At 68.5% G+C, this 14,979-nt stretch carries 17 protein-coding genes and 1 other RNA gene; 7 read left to right on the top strand and 11 right to left on the bottom strand.

Translation table 11 applies throughout. From position 1 onward, the window contains the following. The first annotated feature begins 120 nt into the window (after nt 1-120). The 4 genes from ACSVDM_RS27570 to ACSVDM_RS27555 all read left to right on the top strand — a co-directional run bounded on the left by ACSVDM_RS27570 (nt 121) and on the right by ACSVDM_RS27555 (nt 3,132). Complete coding sequence (locus ACSVDM_RS27570; protein WP_067491786.1) at nt 121-798, top strand: TetR/AcrR family transcriptional regulator; 678 nt, start codon at nt 121-123, stop codon at nt 796-798. Nucleotides 799-850: 52 nt separating this feature from the next. Continuing rightward, nucleotides 851-2,152 carry a D-arabinono-1,4-lactone oxidase gene (locus tag ACSVDM_RS27565; RefSeq protein ID WP_439268700.1) on the top strand — a complete coding sequence of 434 codons (1,302 nt, stop codon included), beginning with the start codon at nt 851-853 and terminating at the stop codon, nt 2,150-2,152. Nucleotides 2,153-2,268: 116 nt separating this feature from the next. Further along, nucleotides 2,269-2,682: an arsenate reductase ArsC gene (locus tag ACSVDM_RS27560; RefSeq protein ID WP_067491782.1), complete on the top strand. Its 414-nt coding sequence runs from the start codon at nt 2,269-2,271 to the stop codon at nt 2,680-2,682. A gap of 51 nt (nt 2,683-2,733) precedes the next feature. Then, on the top strand, nt 2,734-3,132 hold the full coding sequence (locus ACSVDM_RS27555; protein WP_439268699.1) for a VOC family protein: 399 nt from the start codon (nt 2,734-2,736) through the stop codon (nt 3,130-3,132). On the opposite strand, the gene ACSVDM_RS27550 is transcribed toward ACSVDM_RS27555, so the two are convergent. Continuing rightward, nucleotides 3,108-3,596, bottom strand: coding sequence for an NUDIX hydrolase (locus ACSVDM_RS27550; RefSeq protein ID WP_439268698.1), 489 nt, complete (start codon nt 3,594-3,596; stop codon nt 3,108-3,110). The two genes, ACSVDM_RS27555 and ACSVDM_RS27550, sit on opposite strands and share 25 nt — an antisense overlap. Before the next feature lie 113 nt (nt 3,597-3,709). Further along, entirely contained in the window at nt 3,710-4,396 is a 687-nt protein-coding gene (locus tag ACSVDM_RS27545) for a DUF6597 domain-containing transcriptional factor (protein ID WP_439268697.1), read from the bottom strand. Between the two features lie 139 nt (nt 4,397-4,535). On the opposite strand from ACSVDM_RS27545, the gene ACSVDM_RS27540 reads away from it, so the two are divergent. Then, nucleotides 4,536-5,360, top strand: a complete 825-nt coding sequence (locus ACSVDM_RS27540; protein WP_439268696.1) for a DUF1266 domain-containing protein — start codon at nt 4,536-4,538, stop codon at nt 5,358-5,360. Here the strand turns inward: ACSVDM_RS27540 and ACSVDM_RS27535 are convergent. Further along, nucleotides 5,338-6,219: a hypothetical protein gene (locus ACSVDM_RS27535; protein WP_067491773.1), complete on the bottom strand. Its 882-nt coding sequence runs from the start codon at nt 6,217-6,219 to the stop codon at nt 5,338-5,340. The two genes, ACSVDM_RS27540 and ACSVDM_RS27535, sit on opposite strands and share 23 nt — an antisense overlap. An 86-nt stretch (nt 6,220-6,305) precedes the next feature. On the opposite strand from ACSVDM_RS27535, the gene ACSVDM_RS27530 reads away from it, so the two are divergent. Next, nucleotides 6,306-6,491 carry a DUF5302 domain-containing protein gene (locus ACSVDM_RS27530; protein WP_067491771.1) on the top strand — a complete coding sequence of 62 codons (186 nt, stop codon included), beginning with the start codon at nt 6,306-6,308 and terminating at the stop codon, nt 6,489-6,491. Nucleotides 6,492-6,536: 45 nt separating this feature from the next. On the opposite strand, the gene ssrA is transcribed toward ACSVDM_RS27530, so the two are convergent. Continuing rightward, nucleotides 6,537-6,908, bottom strand: a transfer-messenger RNA (tmRNA) gene (gene ssrA, locus ACSVDM_RS27525). Nucleotides 6,909-7,119: 211 nt separating this feature from the next. On the opposite strand from ssrA, the gene ACSVDM_RS27520 reads away from it, so the two are divergent. Further along, the gene (locus ACSVDM_RS27520) at nt 7,120-8,418 is read left to right on the top strand and encodes an ABC transporter substrate-binding protein (protein ID WP_439268695.1); all 1,299 of its coding nucleotides are present in this window, start codon (nt 7,120-7,122) and stop codon (nt 8,416-8,418) included. A 3-nt stretch (nt 8,419-8,421) separates the two neighbouring features. On the opposite strand, the gene ACSVDM_RS27515 is transcribed toward ACSVDM_RS27520, so the two are convergent. The 7 genes from ACSVDM_RS27515 to hisN all read right to left on the bottom strand — a co-directional run bounded on the left by ACSVDM_RS27515 (nt 8,422) and on the right by hisN (nt 14,811). Continuing rightward, on the bottom strand, nt 8,422-9,285 hold the full coding sequence (locus tag ACSVDM_RS27515; RefSeq protein WP_084476470.1) for an EamA family transporter: 864 nt from the start codon (nt 9,283-9,285) through the stop codon (nt 8,422-8,424). Beyond that, entirely contained in the window at nt 9,282-9,755 is a 474-nt protein-coding gene (gene smpB, locus ACSVDM_RS27510; protein WP_067491767.1) for an SsrA-binding protein SmpB, read from the bottom strand. Before smpB ends, ACSVDM_RS27515 begins: the two co-directional genes overlap by 4 nt. A gap of 48 nt (nt 9,756-9,803) precedes the next feature. Beyond that, nucleotides 9,804-10,742: an acyl-ACP desaturase gene (locus ACSVDM_RS27505; RefSeq protein ID WP_439268694.1), complete on the bottom strand. Its 939-nt coding sequence runs from the start codon at nt 10,740-10,742 to the stop codon at nt 9,804-9,806. Nucleotides 10,743-10,867: 125 nt separating this feature from the next. Further along, nucleotides 10,868-11,485: a YdcF family protein gene (locus ACSVDM_RS27500; protein ID WP_439268693.1), complete on the bottom strand. Its 618-nt coding sequence runs from the start codon at nt 11,483-11,485 to the stop codon at nt 10,868-10,870. Between the two features lie 170 nt (nt 11,486-11,655). Continuing rightward, a complete protein-coding gene (locus ACSVDM_RS27495) occupies nt 11,656-11,886 on the bottom strand; it encodes a hypothetical protein (protein WP_439268692.1) in 231 nt (76 codons plus the stop codon). Between the two features lie 50 nt (nt 11,887-11,936). Next, nucleotides 11,937-13,928 carry a DNA helicase RecQ gene (gene recQ / locus ACSVDM_RS27490; protein WP_067491759.1) on the bottom strand — a complete coding sequence of 664 codons (1,992 nt, stop codon included), beginning with the start codon at nt 13,926-13,928 and terminating at the stop codon, nt 11,937-11,939. Nucleotides 13,929-14,025: 97 nt separating this feature from the next. Further along, nucleotides 14,026-14,811, bottom strand: coding sequence for a histidinol-phosphatase (gene hisN, locus ACSVDM_RS27485; RefSeq protein ID WP_439268691.1), 786 nt, complete (start codon nt 14,809-14,811; stop codon nt 14,026-14,028). Between the last annotated feature and the right edge of the window lie 168 nt (nt 14,812-14,979).

Here is a 14,979-nt window from a genome sequence, read left to right as displayed (position 1 = left end):
GCAGGTCTAGGTCGGTAGTTTCGGTGGCATAATCGGAGATATAGCCTCCGCTTCAGTCGAAGCTACCAGAGTAACGGAGAAACCACCTCCACTTAATCCGGCAATGAGTAGGATGCACCTGTGAATCACGCCACGACGACTGCCGCAGCACCCCGCAGGCTGCGCGCCGATGCCGCCCGCAATCAGCAACGCATCGTGGTCGCAGCCAGGGAACTCTTCGCCGAACACGGCCTGGAAATCACCCTCGACGACGTGGCCGAGCGCGCGGGCGTCGGCGTCGGCACGGTCTACCGGCGCTTCGCCAACAAGCGGGCACTCATCGTCGAGGTGTTCGAGCAGAACATGGTCGACTTCGCCGACGCGGCCGACGCCGCGACCCGCAATCCGGACCCGTGGCTGGCACTCGTCGAGTTCTTCGAACATGCCTGCAAGCACCTGGCGACCAACCGCGGCTTCGGCGAGGTGGTGCTCGAACTCGAAGAGGACCCGACCCGGTTCGCCGAGATGCGTGAGCGGATCCGCCCGTCGGTGGCGGCCATCGTCGACCGGGCGCGCGACGCGGGCGCGGTGCATCCCGACATCACCACCACCGACTTCTTCGCGCTGATCCACATGGTCAACTCGTTCATGGAGTTCGCCGCACCGGTCAATCCCGACGTGTGGCAGCGGTACATGGCCGTGGCGCTGAACGGCGTGCGCACCGATGCCGTGCCGCGCAGGCCGCTGCTCGCCCCGCCGCTCACCGACGCCGAGGTGGAGCAGGCCAAATCGGCCGCCTGCCTGGGTCGTCGCCGCTGATTTTCGTTCCCTCAGTAGCGCGGGTCACACTTGGTCCTCTACAGTTGGACACATGACCAAGAACACCTGGGTGAACTGGGCTGGCGAGCAGCGCTGCGCACCCGCCGTCGTCGCGACGCCGCGTGACGTCGAGGAACTCGCCGGGATCGTCACCGAATCCGCGGCGCGGGGCCGGACGGTGCGTGTCGCCGGTTCGGGCCACTCGTTCACCGACGCCGTGCTCACCGACGGCACCCTCGTCGACCTCGGCGCCATGAACAAGGTGCTCGATGTCGACACCTCGACCGGCCGCGCGCGCGTGCAGGCCGGGCTGACGCTGAACGCGGCGAGCCCCCTGCTGCACGAGCACGGACTGGCCTTCCCCAACCTGGGCGACATCGACACCCAGACCGTCGCGGGCGCCACCGCCACCGCGACCCACGGCACCGGTGCGCGCCTGCGCAACATCTCGGCGGCCCTGCACTCGGTGCAGGTGCTGTGCGCCGACGGCAACGTGGTGGAACTGAACGAGGAGACCGACCCCGAGGGCTGGCGCGCGGCGCGGGTGAGCATCGGCGCGCTCGGCATCGTCACCGAGGCGACCCTGCAGCTCGAGCCGTCGTTCGTGCTCGAAGGCGTGGAACGGCCGCTGCCGCTGGCAGAGGTCCTCGCCGATCTCGACGAATTCGTCGACGGGAACGACCATTTCGAGTTCTTCGCCTTCGCGCACAGCTCCGTGGTGATGACCAAGGCGCTCAACCGCACGGACGAGCCCGAGCAGCCGCGCGGCGCGCTGAGCGAGTGGGTCAACGACATCCTGCTGTCCAACTATCTCTACGACGGCCTGTGCCGGGTGGGACGCCGCGTTCCCGCGACCGTCCCGCTGATCCATCGCGTGGCCACCGTCGCGGGCAGCAACAACCGTCAGCGCGACCGCTCCTACCGCGTGTTCGCCACACCTCGCCTGGTGCGGTTCAACGAGATGGAATACGCGGTCCCGCGCGCACACGCGGCCGAGGCCGTTCGCGAGATGATCACGCTGGCAAAGAAATTCGGTACGCCCATGCCGATCGAGGTGCGCTGGGTGGCACCCGACGACGCCTTCCTCTCCCCCGCGAGCGGACGCGACACCTGTTACATCGCGGTGCACCAGTACCAGGGCATGGAATGGGAACCGTACCTGCGCGCCTGCGAAGCGGTCTTCGACCGGCTCGACGGTCGCCCGCACTGGGGGAAACACCATTTCCAGACCGCCGAGACGCTGCGCGGACGCTATCCCGACTGGGATCGGTTCGCGGCCGTGCGCAAACGCCTCGACCCCACCGGGGTGTTCGCCAACGATTACGTGAACCGGGTTCTCGGTCCGCTCGACTGAGGCGGACACCGCAGGACAACACCGTAGCCGCGCCCACACGCGCGCGGGTTGATGCGATGATGGCGGTGATATCCGAAGCGCCACAAGCACTTCGCCCCTGCACCGAAAGGGCGACCATGGCCCACACACCCTGCGTGTTGTTCGTCTGCGTCCACAATGCGGGCCGATCACAGATGGCGGCGGGCTTCCTGCGCGCCATGGCCGGCGATCGCATCGAGGTCCGCACCGCGGGCAGCGAGCCCGCCGACGAACTGAATCCCGTCGCGGTGGCGGCGATGGCCGAGATCGGTATCGACATCTCCGGCGAACGGCCCAAGCCGCTCACCGACGATGTCGTCGGGCTGTCGGATGTGGTGGTGACCATGGGTTGTGGCGAGGTGTGCCCGTATTTTCCCGGCATCAGCTATCGCGACTGGGTGCTGTCGGATCCGGCCGGGCAACCGATCGAGGTCGTGCGCGGGATCCGCGATCACCTGCAGATCCTGATCGGCAACCTCATCGCCGAACTGGTGCCCGTGCCCGCGCGTTGATGTCCGATTCGTTCAAGACGACCGGCCTTCGCGCCGAATACGCTGCCGGACATGACTCCTCAGCTCGACGCCATCTCGATCATCGTGTCCGACATGGCCACCTCGGTGGCCTTCTACCGTGCGCTCGGCCTGAACTTCCCCGAGGGATGTGAGACCGAGGGGCACGCCGAGGCTGCCCTGTCCGGTGGGATGCGGCTGCTGCTGGACACCGAGGCGACGGTCGCCTCGTTCACCCCCGGTTGGCAACCGCCCAGCGGCCCCGGCCGGAGCAGTCTCGCGTTCCGCTGCGCCGATCCGGCCGAGGTCGACTCGCTGTACAAGGAATTGGTCGGCGCCGGATACCACGGTGAGCTCGCGCCGTGGGACGCCTTCTGGGGCCAGCGCTACGCCGTGCTCGCCGACCCCGACGGGCACGGTGTCGACCTCTACGCGCCGTTGCCCAGCGGATAGGTCGACCAGCCGTGCGGGTCGCGCAGGCGCCGCCGATACCGGCCGAGTACCTCGCGGACCTCGTCGCTGACCGGCGGTTCGCCGTCCAGCTTGGTCCACAGGTGAGCGTCGTGCTCGGTGAGTTGCACGGGTCCGGTGGTGGCGACGTCGACGACGAAGGTGAACTGCCTGGTGCGCGCGCCGTTGCCGGACAGATAGTCGAAGTCGCCCAGGTAGTCGGTGACGCCGGTGACCTCGAGGCCCGTCTCCTCGGCTACCTCACGGGCGAGGGCGTCGTCGAGTGACTCGCCGTGCTCGACGACGCCGCTCGGCAACTCCCACCGTCCGCTGAGGAAGTCGGATCGTCGGCGGCGCAGGATGAGTACCCGGTCGTGGCGCATGACGACGGCGCCGACGACAAGTCGGCGTACTTCGTCTCGTTCGGCCTCGATACGCAGCGTGGTGAACACGGATTCGTCGATCATCGGGTCACATCCTCTCGTCGTGGTTCGGACTGGGCCTGGCACATGCGACGGGGCGTGCACAGTGAGCATAACTTCGTATCGCAGTTGAGCCGAATGAGACTTTCCGGGCACCCTCAGCCGGGTTGCAGGCTGCGCACCGTGCATCCGCCCAGGTCACGGACGTCGCGGGACAGATGTGCCTGGTCGGCGTAGCCGTGCAGCACCGCTACCTCGGCGGCCGGAGTGCCCGCCCGGATCGTTTCCAGCGCGCGTTGAAACCGAAGAATCCTCGCCAACATCTTGGGACCGTAACCGAATGCCCCGAGCGAACGGCGGTGCAGCATGCGCACCGACAGCCCCGCGCGGGCAGCGGTGTGGGCGACCGATTCGCCCGCGGCCATGGCCTCGGCGATGCCGGTGAGCAGCGGGTCCGGTGGGGGCGCTGCGGCCGCGAGGTCGACGGCGACGGATTCGAGAGCCACAACGCGGTCGGGCGAGTTGTCGATCCGATCGAGCAGTGCGCGGGCGGTGGTGGCGGGCACGATCCTGTCGAGGTCGACGCGCTGGTCGAGCAGCTCCACGGCGGGCACGCCGAGCACAGCCGGTGCGGCACCCGGGGCGAACCGGACACCGACGAATTCGGCGGCACCGGCACGCACCCGTGCGGCACGGCTGTCCGGGCCCGCCACCATCAAGGTGCCCTCGGTCCAGATCAAGTCCATGCAGCCGTCGGGGAACACGCTGACCTGGCCCGCGCCCCCGCCGGTGCGTTGCCAGACCACCGCGCGATCGACCCGTGACCGACGTTCCCGGTAGCCCATCCCCCGACGGTAGTACCGCCCACCGACACACTCGGTTCCGCCAGAGGCCGCCCGTCCGTAAGATCTGGCAACACAACGTTCGGCTCGGCGGAGGGGTGGCTGGATGCAATCGGCAGGCTCAGTGCACGGGCGACCGCGCGTGGCGGGGTTTCCCGGCGCGGATATCGACCCCGAACCCGATGTGTGGTCGGGCGCGGCGCTCGACGACGACCGGATCCGCGCGCTGGCCGTCGGCGCCTACTACGGGCGAAGCTGGGGCGCCTACTGCGACAGTGTCGCCTTCCTGCCGGAGGAGCCCGGCAGTTCCGCCACGCGCCGCGAGACCGCGATCGAGGGCCTGCACGAATCGTGGGGCGTCGACCACGCCGAGGACGCGCGCGACACCATCCGCCGGCTGCTGGCGGGCATGCACGCGCCGCTGTTCGAACTCGTCCACCCGCTCGCCGTCGCCGCGGCCACCGACACCGGGCGGGTCGACCGGTCGGGGCTGGCCGACGAGCACCGCGAATTCCTGCACACGCTCTCGGGTTTCCGTGGCTACCGGGGTCCGGCCGGTATCGACCGGGACTACGACGCCTGGTTGCAGGCCATCAAACTCGGCATCACCGACCACCTGCCCGCTCCGCTGCAGAACGACGCCACCGCCTGGGATCTGGCGCGGCTGGTGTTCATCGCCCGTGCCTCGTGTACCGCCGGGTATCTCACCGAGGACGAGGCCTTCGAGCACATGCTCACCGGCCTCGACCGGGCACGTCAGCACTATCGCAACTGGCGTCAGTTCGGCGACGGCTTCCTCACCGGAGCCATCTTCTGGGCCGCCGCGCAGGATCTGTCGGCCGCGAAAAACCAAGTGACGGAACGACGCCGGATGATCGCAGGCCTGCACCTCCGTCCGTCGAGTCCCTGGCGGCGGGTGGCACTGCACGCGGGAGCGCCGGTGTTCAGCCCGGCATGGTCAGCATGATCCCGACGGCCTGACGCCGGAACGGTTCGTCGGCGACCATCCCGAGTTTGCGCCGCTCCACCAGCAGTTGCCACTCGCCGAACAGGTCGGCCGAGGACGGCAGCGACGGCGCGATCGATCCGTCGACGTGCTCGATCTCGCAGGCCAAGCGGATCGCCTCGGCCATCCGCTCGAAGTCGGTCGCGGTCCAGTCGTGGAAGTCCAGATCGGTGCCCGCACCCGAAATCCGCAGCGTCACCATGTTTTCCGCGCCCGACCGCACCGAGGCGCCGGTGAGAACGGACACCGGGAACTCGTACATCGCCCACGCGGAAACGAACAGCAACCGCAGGGTGGTGATCACGAGCAGACCCGGCGCGCCCTCGTGCCCGGCCTGCGCCAGCTCGAGGACGTACTCGTCCGGGCGGGCGGCGGCGTGCAGGGTATCGATCTCGCGGGCGCAGTTGCCTGCGTGCCGCATGCGGGCCGCCGCCGCGCCGACATCGGGTCGTCGCGGGCCGTTCGGGCCGAGAAGCGGGCGTGGCGGAACAAGACTCGGACGTGGCGGGAACACCCGGCGCAGACCGACGAGATCGCGTTCGACCGCGCGAACCAGTACCTGGGCCTGCTCACGCAACCCCGTCTCCAGGAACACCGGAACCGGATGCCGTTGCGTCGCTTCACCACCGACCACGAACTCCGCCGACCGGAAGAACAGCAGCAGCGCCATCTGCCCGTCCTCGGTGGTCGCCAGCGCGATCCGCGCGAGTTCGGCCACACCCACGTCGAGGGCGATCTCGTTGTCGGCCCGCAGCGGCGTCGTCACCAAGCGCCCGTCCGCGTACCGCACCGCGACCCGCGCACCCCATACCTCGATCACGCCCGCGTCCCTCCTGCCCGGCCCCCGCCTGGCTGGATCGTACCGAGCTGGTAACGACGCCCTCACACAGATGGCAGGCTTACCCCATGTCCGAAGACGAAAACCCGACCGAGTCACCCACCGAGGCGACCAAACGCAAGTTCCGCGAAGCCCTCGAACGCAAGAACGGCAACGCCTCCGTGGCCGGCGCCGCCCAGAACGAAGCCAAGCTGCGCGGTACGTCCGCGGCTGCGGGTGGAAAGCGCACGTTCCGCCGTCGCGCGGGCGGCTGATCCCACGAAAAAGCCCCTCACCTGCGTGTCAGGTGAGGGGCTCTTCAGTGGAGCTGCCGGGAATCGAACCCGGGTCCTCCGCCGCGTCTTCAGGGCTTCTCCGTGTGCAGTTCGCTATGTCTCTACTCGGATCTCCGGGTCTCGCGAACAAGCTCGGATGACGATCCCAGTCGCTGTTCGATGTCCCGCCCAGATCCGCGACCGACCTGGACGGTGATTCCCTCTAGCTGATGCCAGTACCCGGGTCGAGGGACGAACCCGGACTGACAGACACGCTTCGCTACTTAGGCAGCGAGAGCGTAGTCGCGCTGATTGGAATCGGCGCTTAATTGGTTGCAACGACGCTTACGGTGGTCTCTTGCCTGCACCGACACGCTTCCCCTGAATCAACGTACGCAGTCGAAACCGTTCAGCCCCGTACGTGCCCGCACCTTGCGGGCTAGTCATATTAACACCCGTGCTTCCCGGTTTCTTCCCCTTATTTCTGCCAGCGCGGGGTGGCGTCGTGTTGACCCGGTAGCGAACCGGCCAATTGGTCCGGCACAGTCGGTGGGGGCGAGTATCGTTCTCGATCGGTCGAACCGGGAGAAGCGAGATCGCCTGGGCGGCTGGACCAAGGAGTTGATTGATGGCATTCCCCCGTCGGCGTGGGCTGCGCCGGGTCGCGGTGATTCCGGCTGTTGCCGGACTGGTGCTCGCCGCGGCGTGTTCGGCCGGTGAGTCGGAGCAGGCTCCCGGCGTGAGCAGTCAACCCTGTCCGGGTTCCGCGCATCCCGATCGCGGCTGCCTGTACCTCGGAGTGCTCTCGGACCTGGCCGACGGCCCGTTCTCGGCGCTCGGTTCGTCGATGAACGAGGGTCAGCTCGCGTTCTGGAACCAGGTGAACGAGTCGGGTGGGATCGGTGGCTACGACGTCGACATCACCACCCACAGCCGCAACACCTCACTCGACCCGGGCAGGCATCGTGCCGGCTACGCCGAGATCGAACCGAATGTGCTCGCCCTCGCGATGAGTTTCGGCACCTCGCAGACCATCGCGATGCTCAACCAGATGGACGCCGACAACATGGTGAGCACCGCCGCCACCCAGTGGTCGGGCTGGAACTACCGCAGCGCCGACCGCAACCTGGTGCTCAGCGCGGGCTACTCCTACTGCACCGAAGCGGTGATGGGTCTGGACTGGTTCGCCGAGAACCACTACGCGCCGACGAATATCGCGGTGGTGTCCTACCGGGGCAATTACGGCGGCGACTACGCCAGCGGCGCGCTGAAGTGGGCCCTCGCGAACGGCGCGACCATCGCCGACCGCATCGACACCGGACCCAACGGCGAGGTGGGCAACCAGGACGGGCCGGTGCAGGAGGTGCTCGCCGCCGCCCCCGATCTGGTGATGCTGGCGACCGGCCCCGCCGAAACGGCCGAAATCGTGGGCAAGCTGGTGCGCGCGGGGTTCACCGGCCGGTTCCTCGGTTCGCTGCCCACCTGGAACGCCGCACTGCACCAGACCGCCGCCGCCCCGGCGCTCGCCGCCCGCTACAACTACATGACTCCCGTCGACAGCTGGGCGGGCGACAGTGTCGGCGCGCAGAAGGCACGCGAGGCGACCGATCACGAACCGTCCAACTTCGGTTATTCGCTCGGCTGGGCAATCTCCTACCCGCTCAGGGCATTGCTCACGGAGGCGGCGGAGCGCGGCGAGCTCACCCGGGAGGGGCTGCGGCGGGCCGCCGACGGGCTCGAACCCGACGGGGAAGGCATCGTCGCCATCCATCCGGTCGGTGCGGACGCGCCCGATCTGAGCAAGGAGTGGACCGTGGTGTTCCAGCCCGACGACAGCGCGCCGATGGGTGCGCGGCCGATCGCGGTCGGCTACCAGGGTTCGACGCTGGCCAGGCTCGGGCTGCACGAACCCTGCACCCGGTTGTAGGTCTCAGCCCGCGGCGATCATCGCGACCGCCGCGAGCGCGAGTACCAGCCCGAATTTCTGGGTGCGGCTGATTCGTTCGCCGAGCAGCACCATCGCCAGCAGCACGGTCGCCGCCGGGTACAGCGAACCGATCACGCTGACCACCGACAGCATCGCCCCGTGGAAGGCGTAGAGCAGGGCGGCGTTGGCGATCACGTCGAGCACGCCGATCCACAACGCCAACCGCAGCGGTTCGCCGTGCAGACCGGCGAACTGACCGGCGGCCAGCGCGCAGATCCACACCACCGCCGTCGCGGCGCCGCGCTGGCCGAGCAGCGGCCACAGCCCGGCGGCCGGGTCGGTTTCGTGCAGGAAGAAGAAGGCGAATCCGAACGCGGCGCCGGAACCGACGGTCAGCAGGGCGACGCGACGGGAGAAGCGCAGTTGCCGACCGCCGATGATCTCCTCGGTGGTCTCGTCCGGTGCCTCACGGCTCACCAGCACCACCGCGACGAGCGCGAGCGCGATACCGGCGATCGCGGCCGGGCCAGGGCGCTCACCCAGGAAGAAGCCCGCGACCACCGGAATGCCGGCCACCAGTACCGCCGTGACCGGGGAAACCACTGCCATCGGCCCGTCGGCGAGCGCGGCGTAGAACCACCACACCGCGAGCCCGCTCGCCACACCGGCGGCCAGCCCCCACAGCATCGATGCGGTGTCGGGATGCCCGCCGACCAGCGGTGCGATCAGCAGGACCAGCAGCACCGACCACGGATACGAGACGACGACGACCCGCAGAGCGGTGACTCTGCGGGCCGCGATGCCGCCGAAGAAGTCGCTGACTCCGTAACCCGCCGCCGCGATCAGGGCGAGGACGACGGAGATCAACGCATGCCTTTGACCCGCCGACCGATCTCGCGGGTGACCTCACGCTCGGCCTGGCGGCGAGCCAGATCCTGGCGCTTGTCGTAGTCCTGCTTACCCTTGGCCAGGGCCAGCTCCACCTTCACCTTGCCGTCGGAGAAGTACATCGACAGCGGCACCAGCGTCTGGTTGCCCTCGCGGGACTTGCCGACCAGGTGCTCGATCTCACGCTTGTGCAGCAGCAGCTTGCGGTTGCGCCGGGGCGCGTGATTGGTCCACGTGCCGTGGCTGAACTCGGGGATGTGCAGGCCACGCAGCCACACCTCGCCGTTGTCGACCGTCGCGAAGGCATCGACGAGCGAGGCCTTGCCCTCACGCAAGCTCTTCACCTCGGTGCCGACCAGCGCGATCCCCGCCTCGTAGGTGTCGAGGATCGTGTAGTTGTGCCGGGCCTTGCGGTTGGTCGCGATGACCTTCCGGCCTTTCTCCTTCATAACGGTCAACTGTAAGTGACGGCGCCAGCGGTTTATTCCATGGCCGGATCAGGCGCGGGCGGCGGCCCGGGCCAGTGCGCGGTCGCGTTGTTCCTCGAAGCGGCTGGCCTTGACCTCGAGATCGGTGAGATAGGCGTGCAGTTCGTCGCGGGCGCGTTCGCCCTCGGGGCCGAAGTCGGAGCGTTCGAAGATCCGCCAGGTGCGCAGGACCGGCTTCAGCACGGTGTCGAGGTGCTGGCGCAGGTCGTAGACGCCGTGCTTGGCGAGCAGGACGGCGTTGCGGCGGAAGTTGGGCTGGTTGAGACCGGGCATCTGGAAACGCAGGATGACATCGGTGATCGCGGCCATGGCGGCGTCGGGGGTGAGGTCGAGGGCGGCGCCGCACAGTTTGCGGTAGAAGATCATGTGCAGGTTCTCGTCGGCGGCGATGCGCGCGAGCATCCGGTCGGCGATCGGATCGCCGCACAGGGTGCCGGTATTGCGGTGGCTGATGCGGGTGGCCAGTTCCTGGAAGGTGACGTAGGCGACGCCGCGCAGGAACTGGGAACCCTTCTCCGGCTTGGCGATACCGGCGGTCATGTGCGCCATCCGTGCCTGTTCCAGGGCGACCGGGTCGACCGCGCGGGTCACCACGAGGTAGTCGCGCATGACGATGCCGTGCCGGTTCTCCTCGGCCGTCCAGCGCCCGACCCAGGTGCCCCAGGCATTGTCGAGGCCGAAGGTGTCGGCCAGTTCACGGTGGTAGGAGGGCAGGTTGTCCTCGGTGAGCAGATTGGTGATCATGGCCGCCCGCGCCACCTCGCTGAGCTTGGATTGCCCCGGTTCCCAATCGATTCCACCCATGGCGGCGAAGTTGCGACCCTCGTCCCACGGCACGTAGTCGTGCGGGTTCCAGTCCTTGGCCTTGGACAGGTGGTCGTTGAGGTTGTCCTCGGCCGTCGATTCGAGCTCGGCGAGGATGTCGCGGTCGGACAGGTGGAGCTGCATCTGGTGTCACCTCGAAGTTGCGGGAGAGGACTCGGAGTCCGTGCCCCTACGATCGGCCCAGGTCGTGACGGGCGTCGGCACAGTCGCGGAATACTGTGTGCGATCACAGTGGGCCGCACCGTCGGCTAGTCCGCGGGCAGCATGGGGCCGAACTGGTCGATGCTCAACGGTAGGTGGGGCCAGGGGGCGGTGTCGGGTGTCAGTTCGCCGACCACCGTGACCCCGGCCGCGTCGAAGGCGGCGCGCGCCCGGGTGACGTGGTCGGCGGAGGTGACGAGGACGGCCGAGGTCAGGTTGTGCTCGGTCATCAGGGCGGCGGTGTGGTCGGCGTTGCCGATGGTGGAGTCGGCGTGGGGCTCGCGCAGGATGCGGGCGGGGTCGATACCCGCGTCCTCGAGCCAGCTCGCCATGGCGTCGGCCTCGCTGCGACCCGCCTGCGGGTTGCCGCCCGTGACGATGATCGGCGACCACGGCGCGAACACCGCCTGCACGTAGCCGGTCCGCAACCGGCGCAGCAGTTCTTCGCGCATGGTGCCCTCCGGTGTGAGTCCGTAGCCGAGGATGACCACCGCCGTGTCGCCGCCGTAGGTACCCGGCACGGTAGGCGCGACGATCCGGCGCAGATCCTGGATCACAGTGACCACCGCCGGTTCCGCCGACACCGATTGTGCTGCGGCACAGACGAATCCGGTCGCGGTGAGGGCCGTGCACACCCCTCGGATCGCCCACTTGGTCCAGACCATGGCCGTCGCCTCCTTGCGCGGACCGATCACCGTTGGATCGGTCGAGGAGGCCAACGGTGCGCCGTGGAAGGCGGCGCAGGAAGGGCTATGACGTGCGGCTACCGGAATTCACAAGGGTGTGGTGGGCGGTGCTGGTCCGCGCCATCACAAACATTACGGTCTCCGCCGGGTCAGCCACCCGGACGCAACAGCAGATAGAGGGCCAGCGCGGAGGCGAAGACGAGCACGAGTGCCACCGTCGACCAGCGCGGCCTGCCCCGGTGTACCGGGCGGTGGCCGCCGAGCAAGGAGGGTGCGACCGCCGGATCGATATGCCGATGCGGCATCGGCGCGAGGGCATCCGCACCGCCCGAGCTCGCGCCACCCGACGTCTCCGCCTCGGAGCCTTCACCATTGGCCATGAATCGACACTAACTCGGTACCCCCTGATCCGTCGCGAGTTCCCTTCCGGCTAGTCGCCCGCCAGCGTGGCCAGCACCCCCTCCCCGTACCGGGCCAATTTGTTCTCACCGACCCCGGCGACGGTGCCGAGGGCGGCGAGGTCGCCGGGTTTGCGGGCCGCGATCTCGCGCAGGGTCGCGTCGTGGAACACCACGTAGGCGGGCACACCCTGTTCCTTGGCGGTGGCCGCGCGCCAGGCCCGGAGGCGTTCGAACAGGGGCACATCGGCGGCGGGCAGGTCGGCCGCGGCCTTCGCCGCCTTGGGTGCGCGTGCGGGCCGGGTGGGGCGTTCGGGTTCGCGACGCAATGCCACCTTGCGACCTTCGAAGAGCACCTCGTTGCCCGCGTCGGTGAGGGCGAGCACACCGTATTCGCCCTGTACCGCGAGGAATCCGCCGGCCAGCAGCTGACGGACCACCCCGCGCCACTCGGTGTCACGCAGATCGGTGCCGATACCGAACACGGTGAGCTCGTTGTGGCGGTGCTGGGTGATCTTCGGGTTGGTCTTGCCGAGCAGGATGTCGACGAGGTGACCGGCGCCGAAGGCTTGTCCCCGTTCACGTTTGAGCCGCAACACCGTGGAGAGCAGTTTCTGCGCGGGGACGGTGCCGTCCCAGGTTTCGGGTGGGTTCAGGCACACGTCGCAGTTGCCGCAGCCCTGTCCGGTGGGCTGTTGACCGAAATAGTTCAGCAGTTGCGCGCGTCGGCAATTGACCGTCTCGCACAGGGCGAGCATGGCGTCCAGGTGCAGTTGCAGTTGCCTGCGGTGGGCGGCGTCGCCTTCGCTCGAGTCGATCATCTTGCGCTGCTGCACCACATCGGCCAGCCCGTAGACCATCCACGCCGTCGACGGCAGACCGTCGCGGCCCGCGCGGCCCGTCTCCTGGTAGTAGCCCTCCACCGACTTCGGCAGGTCGAGGTGGGCGACGAACCGCACGTCGGGTTTGTCGATACCCATGCCGAAGGCGATGGTCGCCACCACGACCAGTCCGTCCTCGCGCAGGAACCGAGCCTGGTTCTCCGCGCGCACACGGTTGTCCAGACCCGCGTGATACGGCACCGCCCGCACACCGTTCTCGTTGAGCATGGCGGCGGTCTTCTCCACCGAATTGCGCGAAAGGCAGTAGACGATGCCCGCGTCGCCGGGATGCTCGGTGCGGATGAACTCGAGCAGCTGCCGGTCGGGGCGGTTCTTGCCCTCGATCCGGTACTGGATATTGGGCCGGTCGAAGCTGGCGACGAACTGCTTCGCCTCACCCAGATCGAGTCGCTCGACGATCTCGGCGGCGGTCTTCGCCGTGGCGGTGGCGGTGAGCGCGATGCGCGGCACATCGGGCCAGCGTTCGTGCAGCAGCGACAGCGCGAGATAGTCCGGCCGGAAATCGTGGCCCCACTGCGACACGCAGTGCGCCTCGTCGATGGCGAACAGGGCGACCGTGCCGCGATCGAGCAGCCGCAGCGTGGATTCCAGGCGCAGGCGTTCCGGCGCCAGATACAGCAGGTCCAGCTCGCCCGTCACGAACTGCGCCTCCACCGTGCGGCGCTGATCGGGCGACTGGGTGGAGTTGAGGAACCCGGCCCGCACCCCGAGGGCACTCAGCGCGTCGACCTGGTCCTGCATGAGCGCGATCAGCGGTGAGACGACGACACCGACACCCGGGCGGACCAGTGAGGGCACCTGGTAGCACAGGGATTTGCCGCCACCGGTCGGCATCAGGACGAGCGCGTCACCGCCACCGATGACCTGCTCGACGATCGCGGCCTGGTCGCCGCGGAAGCTGTCGTAGCCGAAGACCCGGCGTAAGACCTCGTCGGCCGTCTCACCGCGTGCGGGGGCCGCCGCCCGGCCCGGGGTGGCGGGGGCGAGATCGTCGAAGTGGAAGCCGCCGGTGTCGTCGAAATCGTGTTCGGAGACGTAACCGCCGCCCGACGAGTAAGGGTCGTCGGGCGGGAAGTCTTCCGGAGGGAAGTCGTCGGGGGCTGTGGCGCCGGAATTGCTCACCGGGCCATCCTACGAGCGAGCGCCGGGACCGCAGCCCCTCCACCGACCCCGATCACCGCCGTGACCGGGATCTGCTCACATGTGGATAACTCGCCTCTCACGCCCGCAAACGGGCAAGGACCTCGGAGTGCAGGGGGCCATTGGTCGCCACCGCGTCGCCGCCGTGCGGGCCCGGGCGCCCGTCCAGGGAGGTGAACGTGCCGCCCGCCTCGCGAACCAGGATGTCGAGTGCCGCCAGATCCCACAGCGAGACCTCCGGTTCGGCGGCGATATCCACCGCCCCCTCGGCCACCAGGCAATAGTTGAAGAAGTCGCCGTACCCCCGGACCCGCCACACCTCGTCGGTGAGGTCGATGAACTTCTCCCGCAGCCCCCGTTCGTGCCAGCCCGACAGCGAGGAGAACGCCAAGCTCGCCGAATCCAGCTCGCCCACCGCCGACACCGTGATGGGTTTCGGAGCACCAGGATGAACCTGAGCCCACGCCCCCGACCCCGCCGCCGCCCACCAGCGCCGACCGAGTGCCGGGGCGCTGACCACCCCGACCACCGGAACACCGTCCTCCAGCAGGGCGATCAGGCTGGCCCACACAGGAACACCACGAACGAAGTTCTTGGTCCCGTCGATCGGGTCCACCACCCACTGCCTCCCGGTGAACTCGGCATCACCGCCGAACTCCTCACCGAGAACAGCATCATCGGGACGTTCGGCACTCAGCACCCGGCGGATCACCTGCTCCACCGCGAGGTCGGCATCCGAGACAGGTGTGAGATCCGGTTTCGAGTCGACCTTCAGGTCAACTGCGCCGAAGCGCTCCTTGGAAATGGCGTCGGCCTCATCGGCCAATCGAAGAGCAAGGTCCAGGTCAGCGGAGTAGGCAGCCACGAGGGGAGTTTATGGCGATCCACACCAGCAACTCGAATGGGATTCCCCCAGTCCGCCATGACCGCACTCCCAACCCCGCACGACCCGACCCCGAGGAGGGTCCGCCGCGAAGCGGCGCAGCGGCCCGGCCGCGCGAACAGCGCTCGAAGCGCATGCGCCGCAGGCGCG

Source organism: Nocardia sp. JW2, assembly GCF_051843015.1.
Lineage (GTDB): Bacteria > Actinomycetota > Actinomycetes > Mycobacteriales > Mycobacteriaceae > Nocardia > Nocardia coubleae.
This window is presented reverse-complemented; position numbering and strand designations above follow the sequence as displayed.

Bases quoted from the DNA above. Each gene is read 5' to 3' on its own strand.
- ACSVDM_RS27565 (WP_439268700.1), top strand. From the start codon at position 851: ATGACCAAGAACACCTGGGTGAACTGGGCTGGCGAGCAGCGCTGCGCA.
- ACSVDM_RS27560 (WP_067491782.1), top strand. From the start codon at position 2,269: ATGGCCCACACACCCTGCGTGTTGTTCGTCTGCGTCCACAATGCGGGC.
- ACSVDM_RS27555 (WP_439268699.1), top strand. From the start codon at position 2,734: ATGACTCCTCAGCTCGACGCCATCTCGATCATCGTGTCCGACATGGCC.
- ACSVDM_RS27550 (WP_439268698.1), bottom strand. From the start codon at position 3,596: ATGATCGACGAATCCGTGTTCACCACGCTGCGTATCGAGGCCGAACGA.
- ACSVDM_RS27545 (WP_439268697.1), bottom strand. From the start codon at position 4,396: ATGGGCTACCGGGAACGTCGGTCACGGGTCGATCGCGCGGTGGTCTGG.
- ACSVDM_RS27530 (WP_067491771.1), top strand. From the start codon at position 6,306: ATGTCCGAAGACGAAAACCCGACCGAGTCACCCACCGAGGCGACCAAA.
- ACSVDM_RS27520 (WP_439268695.1), top strand. From the start codon at position 7,120: ATGGCATTCCCCCGTCGGCGTGGGCTGCGCCGGGTCGCGGTGATTCCG.
- smpB (WP_067491767.1), bottom strand. From the start codon at position 9,755: ATGAAGGAGAAAGGCCGGAAGGTCATCGCGACCAACCGCAAGGCCCGG.
- ACSVDM_RS27505 (WP_439268694.1), bottom strand. From the start codon at position 10,742: ATGCAGCTCCACCTGTCCGACCGCGACATCCTCGCCGAGCTCGAATCG.
- ACSVDM_RS27500 (WP_439268693.1), bottom strand. From the start codon at position 11,485: ATGGTCTGGACCAAGTGGGCGATCCGAGGGGTGTGCACGGCCCTCACC.
- ACSVDM_RS27495 (WP_439268692.1), bottom strand. From the start codon at position 11,886: ATGGCCAATGGTGAAGGCTCCGAGGCGGAGACGTCGGGTGGCGCGAGC.